At 71.7% G+C, this 17,223-nt stretch carries 13 protein-coding genes; 6 read left to right on the top strand and 7 right to left on the bottom strand.

Translation table 11 applies throughout. The annotated features are described in order from the left end of the window. The first annotated feature begins 119 nt into the window (after positions 1–119). Positions 120–674, top strand: coding sequence for a hypothetical protein (locus EV657_RS03845; RefSeq protein ID WP_134077187.1), 555 nt, complete (start codon positions 120–122; stop codon positions 672–674). A gap of 108 nt (positions 675–782) precedes the next feature. Continuing rightward, positions 783–1,328: a hypothetical protein gene (locus EV657_RS03840; RefSeq protein WP_113669885.1), complete on the top strand. Its 546-nt coding sequence runs from the start codon at positions 783–785 to the stop codon at positions 1,326–1,328. 9 nt (positions 1,329–1,337) lie between these two features. On the opposite strand, the gene EV657_RS03835 is transcribed toward EV657_RS03840, so the two are convergent. From EV657_RS03835 to dctP, 3 genes are all read right to left on the bottom strand, one after another. Further along, positions 1,338–2,738 carry a TRAP transporter large permease gene (locus EV657_RS03835; RefSeq protein ID WP_134077186.1) on the bottom strand — a complete coding sequence of 467 codons (1,401 nt, stop codon included), beginning with the start codon at positions 2,736–2,738 and terminating at the stop codon, positions 1,338–1,340. Between the two features lie 9 nt (positions 2,739–2,747). Further along, positions 2,748–3,380, bottom strand: coding sequence for a TRAP transporter small permease subunit (locus EV657_RS03830; protein ID WP_134077185.1), 633 nt, complete (start codon positions 3,378–3,380; stop codon positions 2,748–2,750). A 127-nt stretch (positions 3,381–3,507) separates the two neighbouring features. Next, the gene (dctP, locus tag EV657_RS03825; RefSeq protein WP_075786057.1) at positions 3,508–4,512 is read right to left on the bottom strand and encodes a TRAP transporter substrate-binding protein DctP; all 1,005 of its coding nucleotides are present in this window, start codon (positions 4,510–4,512) and stop codon (positions 3,508–3,510) included. A gap of 141 nt (positions 4,513–4,653) precedes the next feature. On the opposite strand from dctP, the gene EV657_RS03820 reads away from it, so the two are divergent. From EV657_RS03820 to guaB, 4 genes are all read left to right on the top strand, one after another. Beyond that, positions 4,654–5,631: a TDT family transporter gene (locus EV657_RS03820; RefSeq protein ID WP_134077184.1), complete on the top strand. Its 978-nt coding sequence runs from the start codon at positions 4,654–4,656 to the stop codon at positions 5,629–5,631. Between the two features lie 43 nt (positions 5,632–5,674). Further along, positions 5,675–6,304: a Crp/Fnr family transcriptional regulator gene (locus EV657_RS03815; protein WP_075786055.1), complete on the top strand. Its 630-nt coding sequence runs from the start codon at positions 5,675–5,677 to the stop codon at positions 6,302–6,304. Between the two features lie 74 nt (positions 6,305–6,378). Beyond that, positions 6,379–6,657 (top strand): N(2)-fixation sustaining protein CowN, encoded by a 279-nt coding sequence (cowN, locus tag EV657_RS03810; protein WP_075787587.1) that lies wholly within the window; start codon positions 6,379–6,381, stop codon positions 6,655–6,657. 228 nt (positions 6,658–6,885) lie between these two features. Continuing rightward, positions 6,886–8,334: an IMP dehydrogenase gene (gene guaB, locus EV657_RS03805; RefSeq protein ID WP_075786054.1), complete on the top strand. Its 1,449-nt coding sequence runs from the start codon at positions 6,886–6,888 to the stop codon at positions 8,332–8,334. 70 nt (positions 8,335–8,404) lie between these two features. On the opposite strand, the gene EV657_RS03800 is transcribed toward guaB, so the two are convergent. The 4 genes from EV657_RS03800 to EV657_RS03785 all read right to left on the bottom strand — a co-directional run bounded on the left by EV657_RS03800 (position 8,405) and on the right by EV657_RS03785 (position 16,289). Then, a complete protein-coding gene (locus tag EV657_RS03800) occupies positions 8,405–11,689 on the bottom strand; it encodes a hypothetical protein (RefSeq protein ID WP_134077183.1) in 3,285 nt (1,094 codons plus the stop codon). Next, positions 11,686–13,044, bottom strand: a complete 1,359-nt coding sequence (locus EV657_RS03795) for an ATP-binding protein (protein ID WP_134077182.1) — start codon at positions 13,042–13,044, stop codon at positions 11,686–11,688. Before EV657_RS03795 ends, EV657_RS03800 begins: the two co-directional genes overlap by 4 nt. Beyond that, entirely contained in the window at positions 13,037–14,014 is a 978-nt protein-coding gene (locus EV657_RS03790) for a contractile injection system tape measure protein (RefSeq protein ID WP_134077181.1), read from the bottom strand. Before EV657_RS03790 ends, EV657_RS03795 begins: the two co-directional genes overlap by 8 nt. A 1,339-nt stretch (positions 14,015–15,353) precedes the next feature. Then, on the bottom strand, positions 15,354–16,289 hold the full coding sequence (locus tag EV657_RS03785) for a hypothetical protein (protein ID WP_134077180.1): 936 nt from the start codon (positions 16,287–16,289) through the stop codon (positions 15,354–15,356). Positions 16,290–17,223: the final 934 nt, after the last annotated feature.

The following is a 17,223-nucleotide window of genomic DNA, read 5'->3' as shown; positions in this document are numbered from 1 at the left end:
CCGCCGGGGCGCGCGGGCGGCGCTTGACGGGGCGCGGGGCAGGGCCGAGAAAGGCGCCACAGCCCTCCGGGTGCCGGTTCTGCCCGGGACGGGCGCCCATGAAGGAAGGATGCCCTCCGATGCCGCGTTCGATGGCCCGCCGGTCCCTGCTTGTCGCGCTTCCGCTGTTGTTTCTGGGGGCCTGTGTCCAGACCGGTCCGATGGGCTCGATGGCGCCCGGCGTGATCGGCCCGGTCGCGCCCGGCAGCGCCTGGGCGAATGCGGTCGGCACCGTCACCGGCACCGACGGTCTGGTTGCGAACCCGATGTGGAACGCCGAATTCTCGGGGCCGGGCTTCCGGTCCGATCTGGCGCAGTCGCTGAGCCGGGCGGGGATCCTGACCGCGGGCGGGACCTACCGGCTGAATGCCGATGTGCAAAGCGTGACCCAGCCGCAGACCGGCACCAGGGTGCAGGTGGCGATGGTGGTGCATTACACCATCCACGACGCGACCGGCCTCGCGGTCTTCGACCAGACCGTGACGACCTCTTACACCTCGCCGCTGGGCCAGGCGGTGCGGGGCGTGGACCGGCTGCGGATCGCCAGCGAAAACGCCGCCAAGGACAATATCGCGCTGCTGCTTCGCAGCCTCGGCGCCAGCGCCGAGGGCGCGCCGACCGGCGGGCCGCTCTGAGCCGGGGCGGTTGCGGCAACGGGTCGCCCTGCGGGACCGCGAAGGTCTGGCATGCTTCCCGGGACGCCGCCCGGCGCCGCCGCTCTGGGAGCCTTTGGGAGGATGACCATGCCGATGCCCCGCCCGTTCGGCGCACTCGCGCTTTGCGCGCTGCTTTCTGCCTGCGCCCATGGGGCGGACGAAACGGCGATGATCCCGGCCGCCATCGCGCCGCTGCCCGCAGGCAACCCTCATCGCGGCGCGATTTCCGGCATCGAGACCGCTGGCGGCAAGGATACCAATCCGGCGCTGGCCTCGCAGATTGCCGATGCCGATTTCAAGGCTGCGCTGCGCAGTGCGCTTCTGCTGTCTGGGGCCTATTCCGCCTCGGGCCGCTATGTGCTGAGGGCCGAGATCGAGGAGATCACCCAGCCGCTGTTCGGGCTCGACATGCAGGTCGGGCTGACCGTGCGCTACCGGCTGCAGGACCGCGCCGGAAAGACCCGATGGGAACGGCGGATCGTCACCCGCCATACCGCGCGGCTGGGCGAGTCGTTTCTCGGCTCCGAGCGGCTGCGCTATGCCAATGAGGGCGCCGCGCGCGAGAACATCGCGGCCTTCCTGCGCGCGCTTGGCGCCGAGGCCCGGGCCGGGGGTGTCGCGGACGTTTCCTAGCCGCCCCGTTCAGGCGAAGCTTGGCAGCCACAGGACGATCCCGGGCACCGCGATCAGCACGGCGATGGTGATGGCGTCGGCCACGAAGAAGGGGGCGACGCCGCGAAACACGTCCTGCACCGTCAGGTCGTCGCGCACGCCCGCCACGACGAAGCAATTGAGCCCGATAGGCGGCGTGATCAGGCACAGTTCGGCCATCTTGACGACGAGGATGCCGAACCAGATCGCGCACATCGGCCCCGACATGCCGAAGGCGCTGTCCGCGGCCGAGACATACTCGCCCCCGTTCAGCGCCATCACCGCCGGATAGACCACGGGCAGCGTCAACAGCAGCATCCCGATCGCGTCCATGAACATGCCCAGCACCGCATAGGCCAGCAGGATCATCACCAGGGTCAGCATCGGCGGGTGGTTCAGCCCGGTGATCCAGTCCGAGAACGCGCCCGGCAGATCGGCGAAGCCCAGGAAGCGCACATAGATCAGCACGCCCCAGATGATGGTGAAGATCATCGCCGACAGCTTGGCGGTCTCCAGCAGCGCGTCCTTGAATTGCGGCCAGCGCATGCCGTGCCAGATCGCCATCAGGAAGATCACGAAGGCGCCGATGGCCCCGCCCTCGGTCGGTGTGCCCCAGGCGTCTCCGCCGAAGGGGTTGTAGACGAAGAAGACGATGGTCCAGACCACGAAGAGGATCGGCAGCGCCTTGGGCAGGGCGCGCAGCCGCTCGCCCCAGCTGAAGCCCCGGACGGCCGGGCCGAAGCGGGGCAGGGCCAGCGCCATCGCGACGATCAGAAGCGCATAGATGCAGGCCGAGACCATGCCCGGCACGAAGCCCGCCAGCAGCAGCTTGCCCACATCCTGCTCGACGATGATGGCATAGATGACAAGGATCGCCGAGGGCGGGATCAGGCTGGCCAGCGTGCCCCCCGCCGCGACGACGCCCGCGGCAAAGCGCTTGTCATAGCCGATCTTCAGCATCTCGGGGATGGCGATCCGGGCGAAGACCGCCGAGGTCGCGACCGAGGCGCCCGAAACGGCGGCAAAGCCCGCCGTGGCAAAGACGGTCGAGACCGCGAGTCCGCCCGGCAGCCAGCCGAACCATTTCTTCGCCGCGTCGAACAGCGCGCGGGTGAGCCCAGCGTAATAGGCCAGATAGCCGATCAGGATGAAGGTGGGGATCAGGCTCAGCGCCTGGCTGGCCACCTTCGAATGCGGCACCTGACCGGCGGTCTTGACCGCGACCGTCAGCGCCCAGCCGAAGGCCTCCGGGTCATAGCCCTTCTTCGACCAGAAGATCCAGATCAGCCCCAAAAGCCCCGCCAGCGCCGCGGCAAAGGCCACCCGCATGCCCAGCAGGACCACGACGAAGAGGATGCCCGTGACCGCAAGGCCGATGTCGATCGGTTCCATTCCCGCCCCCTAGTCGTCCGCGCCCGAGACATGGCCCGCCTCGGCCGCCGCCTGATCGGCCACCGACACCACCAGCGGCACCGCGACGGGCGCCGCCAGCCCCAGAACGAAGGCCCGGCCAAAGCCCCAGAGCTGGACCGCAAGCCGCAGGCACAGGACCGAGAAGGCGACCGGCGCCAGAAGCTTGGCGGGCCAGAGCGGCAGGTTGATGTCGATCGAGCTGTCCCGGCTGAACAGCGGCGCGCCCCAGTCGAAGCTGCGCTGGAAATGGGCGAAGCTGCCCCAGACCAGAAGCGCCATCACGATCAGCATGGCCAGCGTCGTCACCGCCTCGGCCGCCCACAAGGCCCGGCCCGACAGCCGGGCCACCAGAATGTCCATCCGGATATGGCCGCCATCCCGCTGGGTATAGGCGATGCCCAGAAAGGCGATCAGCGGCATGCCCTGCTGGATCCAGTCGACATAGCCCGCCAGCGGCTGGTTGAAGACCTGCCGCCCGCCGACCGACACCACGGCCAGCAGCATCAGGGCAAAGACCGCCAGCCCCGCCAGCAGCGCCAGCTGGCGTTCAAGCCGGTAAAGCCCGCGGTCGAGCCGCGAGAGCGGGCTGTCATCCTCCAGCACCGGGGCATGGATGGCCATGGGGCTCTCCTTGGCTTGGGGGGACGGTTCGGGCGCAGGCCCGGACGGTCAGGCGGCGGTGCAAGGCACACCGGGCCGGGCAGGGTGCGCCGCCCGGCCCGGCCCGCGCTCCGGGCAGGTCTTCGGGCTACTGCCCGATCTGCCCGGTCACGGTGTCGTAAAGCTCCTGCGCGGGCAGGCCGCGGGCGCTCATCTCTTCGATCCAGGCCGCGGCCACGGGGCCTGCCGCTGCCGCGCGGAACTCGGCCATCGCCTCGGGCGCGAAGGTGATCCGCTCGATCCCGCGCTCGTCGAGCGCCGGTCCCCAGCGCGCCATGGTCTCGCTGTTGTAATAGGCGATGTAATGCGCCAGCGCCTCGTCGACGGACCCCAGCAGCGCCTCGCGATGCGCGTCCGACAGCGCCGCCAGCGCGTCGCTGTTGACCACCACCGGGCAGTTCACCGTGCCGGGGTTCAGGTTCGTCGTCCACCAGGTACCGGTGTCGATGGTGCCGAAGGACATATGCGCATGGGGCGCGAAGGACACCGCCTTGACCACGCCGGAATCCAGCGCCTGGCGCACCTCGGTCGCGTCCATCGAGGTCGGCACCGCGCCGATGATCTGCATCGCCTCGCCGATGCCGCCGGTCGCGCGCACGGTCATGCCGTTGAAATCGGCCAGCTTGCGGGGCGGCTCGCCGACACCCACGAAATTGTATTGCGGCATCGGCGTCGGCATCAGAAGCGTCGCGTTCCAGCGCGCCAGATCCGCCACCACCGCCGGGTGCCGATACAGCGCCATCGACAGGTCGCGTTCCTGTTCCAGGCTGTCGACGCCGAGGAAGGGCAGCTCCAGAACGGTCAGCGTCGGGTTCTTGTCGCGGTGATAGCCCGCGCAGATCTGGGCCATCTCGAAGGCGCCGATCTGGATGCCGTCAAGGTTCTCGGTGTTCTTCGACAGCCCCCCATAGGACAGCGACAGCGTGAACTCGCCCCCGGTCTTCTCGCTGACCAGCTCGGCCAGTTTCTCGACATTCTCGGTAAAGGCGCGCCGCTTGCCCCAAAGCGAGACATTCCAGGTCTCGGCCAGCGCTTCGCCCGCAAGACAGCAGCCGAAGGCGGCCAGCGCCACGGCGCCGATCGCGGTTTTCATCGGTGGATCCTCCCTGATCTCCCCGGCTCAGAGTAACGGGCGCGGCGCGCCGGTAAAGCAAAAACTCGCGCGGCGGCGTTCGGCTTGCCGGGGCGGCGGAGGCATGGCACACCGGGACCGAGCCGCCAGGAGAGACCCGATATGTTCACCCCGCGCCCGCGTTTCGCCACCCAGACCCCGCCCGCGATCTTCCCGCCGGTTCTCGGCGCGCTGGGGCTGGGGCTGGCCTGGCGCCGGGCGGTCGATCCCTTCGGGGTGCCGGGCGCCGCGGGCGATCTGATCCTGGGGGCGATCACGCTCCTTTTTCTTTTCATGGTTATAGCTTACGCGCTGAAGTTCGGGCGCCGTCCGGGCGTTCTGGCCGAGGATCTGCGGGTGCTTCCGGGGCGCGCCGGGCTGTCGGCGGCGGTGCTGTCGGTCTATGTTCTTTCGGCCGCGCTGGTGCCGCTGGCCCGCCCGCTGGCCGAGGCGCTGCTCTGGGCCGGGCTCGGGCTGCATCTGGCGCTTTTGGCGGTTCTGATCCGGGGGCTGGCCACCGGCCCGGCCGAGCAACGCCGCGTCACGCCGGTCTGGCATCTGCATTTCGTGGGCTTCATCGTCGCCTGCCTGCCCGCCGTGCCGCTGGGCCATGCCGGGCTTGCGACCGTCCTGCTTTACGGCACGACCGGGGTCGCGCTGGCGATCTGGGCGGCCAGCCTCGTGCAGGCGCGGCGCCTGACCGTGCCCGCGCCGCTGCGTCCGCTTTTGGCGATCCATCTGGCGCCCGCCTGCCTGATCGGCACCGTGGCCGCGTCGCTTGGCCTGATGCCGCTGGCGCTGGCCGCCTCTGCGCTGGCTGCGGCTCTGCTGGTGGTCATGCTGGCGCGCGCGCGCTGGATCCTGGCTGCGGGGATCTCGCCGCTCTGGGGGGCCTTCACCTTCCCGATGGCGGCCTTCGCGAGCCTGATGCTGGCACTGGCCGGGGCGGCCGGGCTCGGGGCGCCGGGCGATCTTTTCCGCATCGCGGGCGGCGTCAGCCTGGTTGCGGCGACGCTTGCGATTCCGCCGATCCTTCTGTGGGTGATGCAGGCCTGGGCAAAGGGCATGCTCGGCGCGCAGACCAATGCCGCGCGGGTCTGAGCCACTCTGGCCACGCGCCGCCCGCCCGCGCTAGGCTCCTGCCATGACCGAGTCCGCGCCCTTTCCCCATTCCGCCTGGCTGGCCGAACTGCCCGGCGGGCTGCGCCGCCGGTTCCAGCCGGGCGAGGCCATCGCGCGCCCGGGCGACGGGCCCGACCGGCTGTTCGTGCTGGATGCGGGGCTGGCGCGGATCTGCCTGAACGGTGCTGCGCGCGAGCTGACCATCGGCTATCTGCGCCCGGGCGGGATCTATGTCACCCATACCCGCGCCTGGATCGAGGCGCTGGCGCCCAGCACGGTGGTCTCCTGGCCGGTCAGCGAGATGCTGGCGCTGGTCACCCGCCAGCCCGCGCTGGGGCTCGCGGCCTTCCGCGAGGTGGGCCAGCTTCTGCACGGCGCCATGAACCTGATCGAGGATCTGGCCTTCCGCCCGGTCGAATCCCGGCTCGCGCGGTTCCTGCTGGGCGAACGGCGGCTGCAGGACAGCGACCGGATCCGGCTGATCGACAGCACCGAATCCCTCGCCTCGGCGCTGGGCACCTCGCGCCAGACGCTCTCGACCCTGATCAACAAGCTGATCCGCGAGGGGGTTCTGGCGCGTCCCGACCGCCGCCATCTGACGCTGTGCGACATCGCCCGGCTGGAAGAGCTGGCCGAACTGTCGGCTGGCTGACAGAACTGCGGCCCGCGCTCGCCTATCAGCACCCGGTCCCCCAAGTTCCGGCCCCGGAAGAGGAGCGCATGGCCATGACCGACCAGACCCCCGACCGCTACGTGACCTTCTGCGGCATCGATTGCGACCGCAAGGCCGACCGCCTGCTGGCGATGCTGGCCGCGCATATGGCGACCAGCCAGTCCCGCTGGGTCGGCTATTTCGAAAAGAAGCTGGCCGAAAAGGCCCGCATGGGCAATGACAACCTGCATTTCGTCGGCAGCCAGGTGAACAGCCTCTACGCCTTCTTCGAGGAACTGGGCGACAGCGCCGCCGAAGAGCTTCTGTACGATCTCGAACAGAACTGCTGCTGACCCGGCCCGCCACACGCCGCCCCTGCATTTTCTTCTTGGTGGAAATACCCCCGCCGGAGGCACCGCGCCCGCCAGGGCGCGGCCAGTTGGGCGCGGCCAGTCGGGCTCAGCCTGTCGGGTTCAGCCAGTCGGGGACGAGCCCGGTGTGCCCTGGCGATTGCCCCTTTTCTTTTCTTCCCTTGCGTGAAATAGGGAAGCGCCAAACGAAAACTCCCCCAGGAGACCCCCATGGAGATTCGCGAGGCCCTCACCTTCGACGACGTCCTTCTCGTTCCCGCCGCCAGCTCCGTGCTGCCCAGCCAGGCCGATACCTCGACCCGGGTCAGCCGCACGATCCGGCTCAACATCCCGCTTCTGTCCTCGGCGATGGATACAGTCACCGAGGGCCGGATGGCCATCGCCATGGCCCAGGCGGGCGGGATCGGCGTGATCCACCGCAACCTGACGGTGGAGGAACAGGCGCGCGAGGTCAGCCGGGTCAAGCGGTTCGAATCCGGGGTCGTCTACAGCCCGATCACGCTGCGCCCGGACCAGACGCTGGGCGACGCCAAGGCACTGATCGAGCGCTATAACTTCACCGGCTTCCCGGTCGTCGACGCACGTGGCCATGTGGTCGGCATCGTCACCAACCGCGACATGCGCTTTGCCGCCAGCGATGCGACCCCGGTCAGCGCGATGATGACCTGCAAGGATCTTGCCGTGCTGCGCGAGCCCGTCGACCGGGCCGAGGCGCTGAACCTGATGAAGGCGCGCCGGATCGAAAAGCTTCTGATCACCGACGCGGCGGGCAAGCTGACCGGGCTGCTGACGCTGAAGGATACCGAGACATCGGTGCTGAACCCGCAGGCGGTCAAGGACGAGCTTGGTCGGCTGCGCGTCGCGGCAGCGACTACCGTGGGGGATGCGGGCTTCGAACGCTCGCTGGCGCTGGTCGAGGCGGGCGTCGACATGATCGTGATCGACACCGCGCATGGCCATTCCGAGGGCGTCGCGAAGGCGGTCGAGCGGCTCAGGAAGGCCACCAACAGCGTTCAGATCATGGCCGGCAACGTCGCGACCGGCGAGGCGACCAAGGCCCTGATCGACGCGGGCGCGGATGCGGTCAAGGTCGGCATCGGCCCGGGCTCGATCTGCACCACGCGGATGGTGGCGGGCGTGGGCGTACCCCAGCTGACCGCGATCATGGATTGTGCGGCCGCGGCGGGCGACGTGCCGGTGATCGCCGATGGCGGCATCAAGTATTCGGGCGATTTCGCCAAGGCGATCGCGGCGGGCGCCTCCTGCGCCATGGTCGGCTCGATGATCGCGGGCACCGACGAATCCCCGGGCGAGGTCGTGCTCTATCAGGGCCGGTCCTTCAAGGAATACCGGGGCATGGGGTCTTTGGGCGCGATGGCGCGGGGCTCGGCCGACCGCTATTTCCAGAAGGATGCCGCCTCGGACAAGCTGGTGCCCGAAGGGATCGAGGGGCAGGTGCCCTACAAGGGGCCGGCCAGCGCCGTCGTCCACCAGCTGGTGGGGGGGCTCCGCGCCGCGATGGGCTATACCGGCTGCGCCACCGTCGAGGAGATGCGCAAGAATTGCAGCTTCGTGCGGATCACCGGCGCGGGGCTGAAGGAAAGCCATGTGCACGACGTGCAGATCACCCGCGAAAGCCCGAACTACCGGATCATGTGACCGCTGCGGCGGCCTGAGACTCTGACCCGACACGCCCGGCCACTCTGGCCGGGCGTTTTGCGTCTCGGGCTCAGGGCTTCGGTCCGTTCCGCGCCCGCTGATAGGCGGTGAAGCCGATCAGCAGCGCCAGACCCAGAAGCGTCGCCGCCAGTCCCGTGGGCGCCACCACCGCGTCGGGGTCGCAGACCGTCAGCGCCGTCAGGATCAGGATCACCAGCCCGGTGCCGATCCAGGCCAGCTTCCAGCCGAAGGCCAGCCGGTCGGCGACACCGCTGTAGAACGACCGCCAGACCAGCCCCGCCGTCGCCAGCGCGATCAGCGCCGCGCCGGTCAGCAGCACCGCGCGGTGCGGGCAGATCCAGGCGCAAAGCACGCTCAGCGAGGCCAGGAAGCCCGGCAGCACCGGCTCGATCCAGAGCTCGTTGAAGATCCGCCGCAGCGCCGCGCTTTCCCCCGCGGTCGGGTCGGGCGCGGGCCAGAAGCCGATGCCGCCGAAATTGTCCTGGAAATAGACAAGATCGTCCCGGAACTGGCTGAAATCCTCGGGATGGTCGTTGGGGTCCAGATCGCTGCGCGGCTGGCGCTCGACCTCGCGGTGGCCGGTCGGTGGCAGCACCGGCACGATCCGGCGCAGCACCTCGGTGCGTTCGGGGCCGCGAAAATCGCCATGCTCCAGCCGCGCGCGCAGCGTCTTCTTGGCGTCCGAGGTCGGGCGTTCCATGAAGATCAGGATGCGCTCGACCGGCGGCTTGGGGCCGCGCGCGGCGCTGGCGGCGGACTCGGCGCCGTCATCGGGGTCGTCGGGTTCCGCGACCGGGGTCGGCGGCACCAGGATCGCGCGCAGGTCGTTCATCAGCGGCGTGTCGATGCCGCTGCCGATCAGGTCCAGATCGAGCCCCAGATTGACGCCTTGCCCGCGCGCCGCGAGGCCCTCATGGGCCCGCGACACGATCTGCTGCAGCCGTCCGGCCGCCGGGTCGTTGTCCTTGCTGCCGGAATAGCCGCGAAAGATCAGCGTCACCCCGTCGGGGCGGGGCGCGTCGAAGATCGTGGGAAAGCCCTCGGCCAGCGCCTTGAAGGTATTGTCGGCGATCCGGGGAAACGGCGCCGAGAAGCGCAGGATCTGCTGCACCGCGGTCTCGATCTGGAAATCGGTCCAGTCCTGCCAGCCGGTCAGGGTGATCGCCAGATCGGCGCGGGCACGGTGGCGATGCGCGGCCTGGACGAAGTCGCGCCGCATCGCGCTCCATTCGGACTCGTCGGGAAAGTCGGCCCGCCGGGACCCCTCGCCATAGGCGATCTCGTAGCCGTAAAGCGCGACCCGGCTGACCAGACCGAAATCGACCTGGTTCAGCGGGTCGGGTGCGGCGGGCGCGCTGTCTGCCTCCGCCGTCTTGGGGGCGGCGGGCGTCCGGGGCAGCATCCAGAACGGGTAGAAGGCATAGACCTCGGCATGATCGAGCCGCGGCTCGACGCAGCCGCAGCCCGGCAGCGCCAGCGCCTCGGCCGAGCGCGCGGCCTGCGCCTCGGCGCGGGTCACGGTGCGGAAGGCGGCCTGCCGCGCCTGCCGCTTGACCGCCTCGAACTGGCCATAAGGGACGGGCGGCGGCACCGCCTCGACCGCCGCCGCGAAGAGCCGCTGATTGGGGTAGGTCAGACCGACCAGCTGTTCCAGCGCCAGCGCCGTCGCCTCGGGAATGTCGAGGCTTTGTGCGGCGGCAACCGCGTCGAGCCCGAGGATTGCGGCGCTCAGGTCGGGGGTCAGAAGCCAGCGCGCGTCGATCGCGGCCTCGACCTCGGTCATCGCGGTCCTGACGATCTCTTCGACCTTGCGCGCGGCGATCGGGTCCAGCAACCGGCGCACATCGCCCTTCAGCACCTCGGCATTGGGGGCGGGCGCGTACTCGGCATTCAGCAGCGCCTGCTGGAAATCGGTGTCCTTGACCGCGGCCTGCACCGCGCTGTCGGTGGCGTCGGTCACGCCCAGCGGCGCGCCCAGGGGAAGCTCGGGAAATTCCGGCACGCCCTCGGGCCGGGTGTCGAGCCCGGGCACGATCTCTTCGGCGGCGCCCGCCAGCGTGTCTGCGGCCAGCTCGATCTCGACCTCGAACTCGGCGCGGACGGCCTTGCGGATCGCGGCCTCGGCGGCCGCCTCGAGCGTCTTGCGCACCGGGGTCGAGAGCCCGACCAAGGGCGCCACCGCGCCCGAGGCCGCGACCAGATCTGGGTTCAGCGCCATGTTCGCGGCCGCCGCCGGATCGAGCCCGAAGCGCAGGCCCAGATGCGAGGACCCGGTGACCAGCGCGCGGATCTCGTCCAGCGCGCAGCGCGTGAGCTGTCCGCCAAGCGCCGCGTCGATGGCGGCACCGAGGTCCTCGGCGCTGGCGAAGGTCTTGCCGTCGAGCCCGGCCAGCGCCGTCTTGACGTCAACGGGCGCGATCAGCGTCTGGTAATCGGCCGCGTCGAAGGCGGTATAGTCCAGCACGGTGCGGCTGACCGGTTCCGCGCAGGAGGCCGGTTCGTCCGCCTCGACGGTCTCATCGGCCTGGGTGGCGGGCGAGAGGCTCGGCCGGTATTCGGCGATCAGCGCCACCGCCGCCGCGTCCGAGCCCATCAGGCGCGGCACCCGCGTCGCCTGTCCGGCCACCAGCCAGTCGGAAAATCCGGGCGAGACCAGCCGCGCGACGGCGCCGGGAAGTCCCGCCTCGATCCGGCCATAGGCGGCCAGCGCCGCGGCCACCGCCCGATCGCCCAGCGCATTCGGGACCGGGGTCAGCCCGGTGCAAAGCGCATCGGTGTCGGGCCAGGCCCCGACCGCGGTCAGCGCGGCCAGCCCGGCGCGGGCCTCGTCCGACAGGGCGGCCTCGGACAGGCCTGCGCAGGCCGCACCCTTCTGCCAGTCCTCAAGCGCGCTGATGGCCAGCGCGGGCGGCCCGGCCAGTTGCAGCGCCAGCCGGTTCGCGCCGGTCTCGGGGATCGCGCCCAGCCGTGCGGCCAGCGCCGGGGCCACCGCGCGCGGCTGCCAATGCGCGTCGGACCGCGCCAGCGCGCCATAATCGGCCGCCAGTTCCAGCGTGCCCGCGACGCTGTCGCGCCCCAGCCCCAGCGGCACCGCCCGGCAGAGCCGCACCAGCGCCTGTTTGGTATAGGGACCAAGCTTGCCGTCACGCAGGTATCTGCTGGGGTCGCGCAGCGCGCTGCGCAGCCCGCGCTGGATCTGGTCGATGCTGCCCGCTTCGGGCGGCAGCTCGGTCAGGGCCGCAAGATCGGTGCAATCGGCCCGCGCCGGGCCGGGTGCCGCCCAGGCCAGCGCGGCCATCAGGGCCAGACGGCAAAGAAGCGGGGCTTTGGTCATGCGGTGCGTCCTTCCTTGCGCATCTCGGTCGAGATCGCCTGCGCGAGATCATGTGCGCTGACCGTATCGGCGCCGCGCCGGAGCGCGCTGATCGTGGCGTGATGCACGACATTGGTGATCGCGCCCCCCGCCATCTCGTGGCCGCGCGCCAGCGCATCGAGATCGACATCGTGCGCCAGCGGCACCCGGTCGAGGATGCTGGCCCAGAGCGCGCGGCGCAGTCCCGCATCGGGGCGGGGAAAGCCCACAACCGTCTGGAACCGGCGGAAGAAGGCGTCGTCGATATTGTTGCGCAGGTTGGTGGCGAGGATCACCAGACCGGGGCAGTCCTCGATCCGCTGCAGCAGATAGGCCACTTCCTGATTGGCATAGCGGTCATTGGCCGAACCGGACGGGCCCCTTGTGCCGAACAACGCGTCGGCCTCGTCGAAGAACAGGATCCAGTCGTTCATCTCGGCCATGTCGAAGACCTGGGCGAGGTTCTTTTCGGTCTCGCCGATATATTTCGACACGACCATCGACAGGTCGATCCGGTAGACATCGAGCCCGGTACGCTTGCCCAGCATCGCCGCGGTCAGCGTCTTGCCGGTGCCGGGGGGGCCGTAGAACAGCGCCTTGAACCCGGCGCCGACGCGGCGCGCGAGCCCCCACTCCTCGCGGATCAGGTGGCGATGGGCGTACCAGGCGACCAGATGCTCGATGCTGTGCTTGACGCCTGGCGGCAGGATCAGTTCGTCCCAGTCAAGCCGGGTGGTCAGGCGCTTGGCCGGAAAGCCCGGCGCATAATCGGGCCGGGGCGGGCGCCCCGCGCACAGTGTCAGCACCCGGTGCGGCGGCAGGGTCAGCGGCCCCGACAGAAGCGTGGCGCCGCCGGGCTCTGCGACCGCGCCGACGGTCAGCCCGGCCGCCGCGCGCAGCGGGTGGTCGGGCGCGAACAGCGCCATCGCCGAGATCCGCGCCGCGGCATCGGTCCCACCCAGCAGGAACAGGGCTGTGACAGCGCTTGGGGCAAAGCCCGGGCCGCCTGCCTGCGCCTCGCCCCGCGCGGCACCGAATTCGGAAAAGACCCGGTCGATGGCCGAATTCTTGACGAAGAACGGGTCAAGCGCCGCGGGTGCCAGATGCGGTGCCAGCGCCAGCGCCAGAACCAGCCGCGCGGGCGCATCGAGGCCCGCGCTGTCGATCAGCCGCGCCAGTGCCGAGTCTCCGGGCAGCGCGGGCGGGTCGGGCAGGACGAAGGGCGTGGCGGTGCCCTCGAAGAAATGGGTCAGCCGCGCGGTGACGGTCTCTGCCAGCCAGCCCAGTTCGGCCTTCAGCGCCTCGGCATGGGGATCGGTCGGGCGCGGCTCAGTCATCGGCGTTTCTCCAGATCACGCTCAGCGCCTCGGGCATCCAGGGCAGCCGGATCGGCCCCAGCGCCCAGGGCAGCCCGTCCAGCAGCATGTCGAAGGGTCCCGGCGCGACCGTCAGCCGGGGCGCGCCGCGCGCGTCGGTCCCGATCAGCCCGCGGCGGCGGATGAAGGTGGCGCGCAGGCCCTCGGGCGAGGTCTTGCCCAGCCGGGTCCATTGCCCGATGACGCTGCGGATCAGGCTGTCGATCAGGGCGATTTCCGCGGGGGCCAGCGTGGGGCAAGGCTCGGGCCGGGTGCCGTCGGGCAGCCCCAGCAGCAGCCGTTCCAGCGGGTCGGGCAGGCGCGGGGCGGGCGCGGCCTCGGCCAGGGCGGCCAGCAGGGCAGCGGCGCGGGGCAGGCCATCGGCGCGGATCTGCCGGGCCTCGATCAGCCCGAGCCGGTCGAAGAGCATCCGCAGATAGGGGTGAAACAGCACAAGTCCGGCGCGCTCGGTGAGGCTGTGCGTGGCCGCCTCGCGGGCGATCCCGGCCGGCGGCGCGGCGCGGGCCGGTGCGGGGGCGGGCGTGGCCCCGGCGGCCCTCAACAGATCCTCGACCGCCGCCCGGGCGGTTCGGCGCAGCGTGCCCTGCGGTCCGGGCGCGGGTGCGGCATAGCCAAGCCGGGCGGCCAGACCGCGCAACAGCACGATCCGCTCTGCATCGTCGGAGGCGAGCGCCTCAAGGAAGGCCCCGGCCGCCCGCCCGGCCGCGCCCGGCCCCGGCCCGGCGACCGCGGCAGCGGCCAGCTTGGCGGCGTCGAGGCCATCGCGGTCCAGAGGACCCTTGAGGCTTGCGGGCAGCGCTTCGGCGATCTGGTCCAGCATGCCGCGCACCGTTGCGGCCGCATCGCCAAGCGCCGCCTCGTAAAGCCCGGCCAGCGCCACCTCCCGCGCGCCCGGCTGCGGGGGCGATTCTGCCGATCTGGCTGTGCCCATCGCGGCCTCGGCGGGGCTGTCCCGGTCTGCCCCCTCCGGATCGGGACGGTCGGGGTCTGGGGGGGCAGCGGCCGATCTGACTGCCGTCTCCGAAGGAGCGTCTGCCCGGGGCAGGGCGGCGTTCTCCGCCTCGGCGGGGGCCTTGCCGGTCTTGCCTGGCGCGCGATCGGTCGCCGGACCCGGCGCTGCGGTTTCGGCCGCCCCCGGCGCGGCCGGATCGGTCGGTCCGGCATGCAGTTTGTCTGAGGGCGATCCGGCAAGATCCGGTGCGGTGGAGATCTCGGTCCGCGACGGGTCCGCTTCGCCGCCCCCCCGCAGGGATCCGGAGGCGGTTCCTTGCGGCGGCGCGGTCGGCCGATCCTCCGCAGGGGCGTGTCCGGCCGGTCCGGCCGGAGCGGACCGGTCCCCGCGGTCCGCCGGACCGGCCGGCTCGGGCGCGGGCCGGGCATCGCCACCGGGCCGGTGGCCGGGCCATCCGTCGGGTGCCGCGCCAACGGGCGGCGCTGTCCGGTCGGTCCCGGAGCTGCCGTCCGGGCGATGCCGGGGCATGTTGCCCTCGGGCTCAAGCGCGCGAGTTACCACATCGGGGCCGCTCTCCGGCCCGGGCGATGCAGCACTGCCGGGGCTGGTTCCGGTCGCGCGCCCTGCGCGGTCCGTAGCGGTAGCCGGCATCCGATCGGGCGGTTCCCTGCCGCCAAGCTCCACGGTGCCTGCGCCGGCCCCGGTGTTGTCGCTGACCGCCTTGCGCGGCGCCCGTCCACCCGGCGGGGGGACGAGGTCTGTCGTGACGCCCGTCACGCCCGGCGCGGCGCCATCCGGTGCCCCCATCGCCTCGCGGGGCCTCGGGCCAGCCCGGTCGGTCTGCGGTGCATGCGGGCGTTGGTCCGGATGCTCGGCTGCGTCCATGCCACCGGCTGGGCTGGCCCTGGATGCCGCGCGGTCCGAGACAGCCTGCCGCGCCGCTTCGGGAGGCGCCGCAAGCGGCGCCTCCACGGCTGGCCCGGACGCAGGCGGTTCGGGGCGCATGTCTGCGGCAGCCTTCGCCCGCCTGGGGGAGCCGGCTTGCGGCGCGGAGGCCTCGGGGGCGGCTGTGGCGTGCCGCGTCTCTGGCACCCGGCCGGACTGTGCCGCATCGGGGGGCGTGCGAGGGAAGGCGCCGACAGGTGCGGCGCGGTCGCGGCCAGATGCCGTGGGCGCCTCGGTCTCTGGCAAGGCCGGGGGGGGCGGGGCCGCCCGGCGCGGCGACGCGTCGGCAAGCGCCACAAGGTCGATCAGGGCGCGGGTTCTCTCATCCATTGGGGCAAGCGCCCGGGCCGCCTCGAGATCGACCGGCCGGGCCTCAAGGAGGGCGCGCCACGGCGCGCCGGGCCGAGACCGGATCGCGCGCGGTGCGCTCGAGTGCCGCTACCGCGTCCGACAGGGCCTGCGCCCCCTCTGGCAGAAGCGCCGCGATCAGCCGCGCGATGTCCTCCGGCGCGAGCCCGGCCAGTATCTGAGCGGTCCCGCCCGGATGGTCGAGCGCAGCCTGCCGCAGCCCCTGCGCCGCGGCCCGGGCGGCCCCACCCCCGGAGGCAAGTGCGGCCGATATCTCGGGCGGCGGGACGGATGTCAGCTGCGCCGCGATCCGGTCAAGCGTTTCAGGCGTGACCCGGGCGCTGTCGCTGCCGCCGATGCGGGTCCCGACAAGAGCGGGAACCAGCCGCCGGGCCGCGCTTTGGCGCGCGGCCGTCCGGGGCGTTGCCGATGCGGCGGGGGCGGTTTTGTCCGGTGCCGCGGGGGCATCGGAGGCGGCCTCCGCGAAGGCAGGCTGCGACGGTCTTTCCGATGCGTCCTCGGCGTCCGCCTCACGGTCTTGCCGATGGCGGGCGTGCGGGATCGGCCCGCCCTCGCGCGGTGCTTCGCGGGACTGGGCTTCGTTGGGCGGGGCTTCGTTGGGCGGTGCTTCGCGGGGCGGGGCTGCCGGTGCGGCGCGGCCGACGGGGGCCGGGATTTCGGTTTGCTGCCCGGTGCCCGTCGTCGCCTCTGTCGCGGGGGCGGTGCCGATGCCGTCTGCCCCATCGGGGGCCGGACCCGGGGCGGCGGCCCACATGTCGCGCGCCGCATCGGTCGTCGGGGCGCGGGGGGCCACCGGAGACCGGAAAGCCTCCTGCGCCGCGGGGCTGGCGGCGGATTGCCCGCCGCTTCCGGCCTGCGCCTGCGCGGTCGCGGCGCCCGTCGACGGTTTCGGCGAGGTCGCCGCCGCAAGACCGGCCGTCTTCGCGCCGTCGATCCGCATTGCGTCGTCCTGCTCCGGCCGCTCCGGCGGCGCCTGCCGCGGCGGCGCGGATCGGTCCCCGGGCAGATTTCTCGGCCCGGTTGTGTCAGGCCGGTCCGGCACGGGGCTTTTCGTGGGCGCAGGAGGGTCCGGGCTTTCGCGGCTCAGGGATCGGCTGTCCGGTGGCGGTCCCCCAAGCCGAGCGCCGGACGACAGCAGGTCGGGCGGTGCCGAGGCGCCTTCGGGCGGATGCCCCCCGAGGGCGCTTGCCGAACCGCTTTCCGTTTGCGTCGCAGAAGTCTGGGGGGCTGCGCCTGTCGCCTCTGGCGTGGTCTCGGGGGCTTCCGACAGGGGATTTGCCGTTGGGATCGCCCCGGTCGAGGGGCCGGACGGCGCCCGGTTCTGGCCCGGCTCGGCCGGTCGGGTGACAGCGGCCGGGCCTTCGATCGAGGCTGCGCCGGAGACGTCGCCGGACGGGGCGGTTCGAGCCATCGGCACCTTGGCTGCGGCTTTGGCCGAGGTCGGGATGTCCCGGCCGACAGCGTCTGGCGATGCCGCGGACCCTGATGGCGCGGGGGCGCCCGGACTGCCGGCGCGGGGCGGGCCCGGGATTGCGTCGGCCGGGCCGCCGGTCTTTGCCTCAAGGACGGTGGCTGTCCGGTCTGCCCTCTGGCCCGCGGCCCTTGCCCGGGCATCGCCCCTGCCGGTCGATGAGGTCGAGGCGGTGCCCCCCTCAGGGACGTTGCGCGAAGAGGGGGCGGGGTCGGGCGTCGATGGCACCGACGGGGCGAGGACGGGGACGCGGCTGGTGCCGGGGAGTGCGACAAGACCGTTGACAGGGGCGGCCGGGGCATCGGACGTTGCTTCGGTTGCTTCGGTTGCTTCGGTTGCTTCGGTTGCTTCGGTTGCTTCGGTTGCTTCGGTTGCTTCGGTTGCTTCGGTTGCTTCGGTTGCG

It is taken from the genome of Rhodovulum visakhapatnamense, assembly GCF_004365965.1.
In the GTDB taxonomy this organism is placed as follows: Bacteria; Pseudomonadota; Alphaproteobacteria; order Rhodobacterales; family Rhodobacteraceae; genus Rhodovulum; species Rhodovulum visakhapatnamense.
This window is presented reverse-complemented; position numbering and strand designations above follow the sequence as displayed.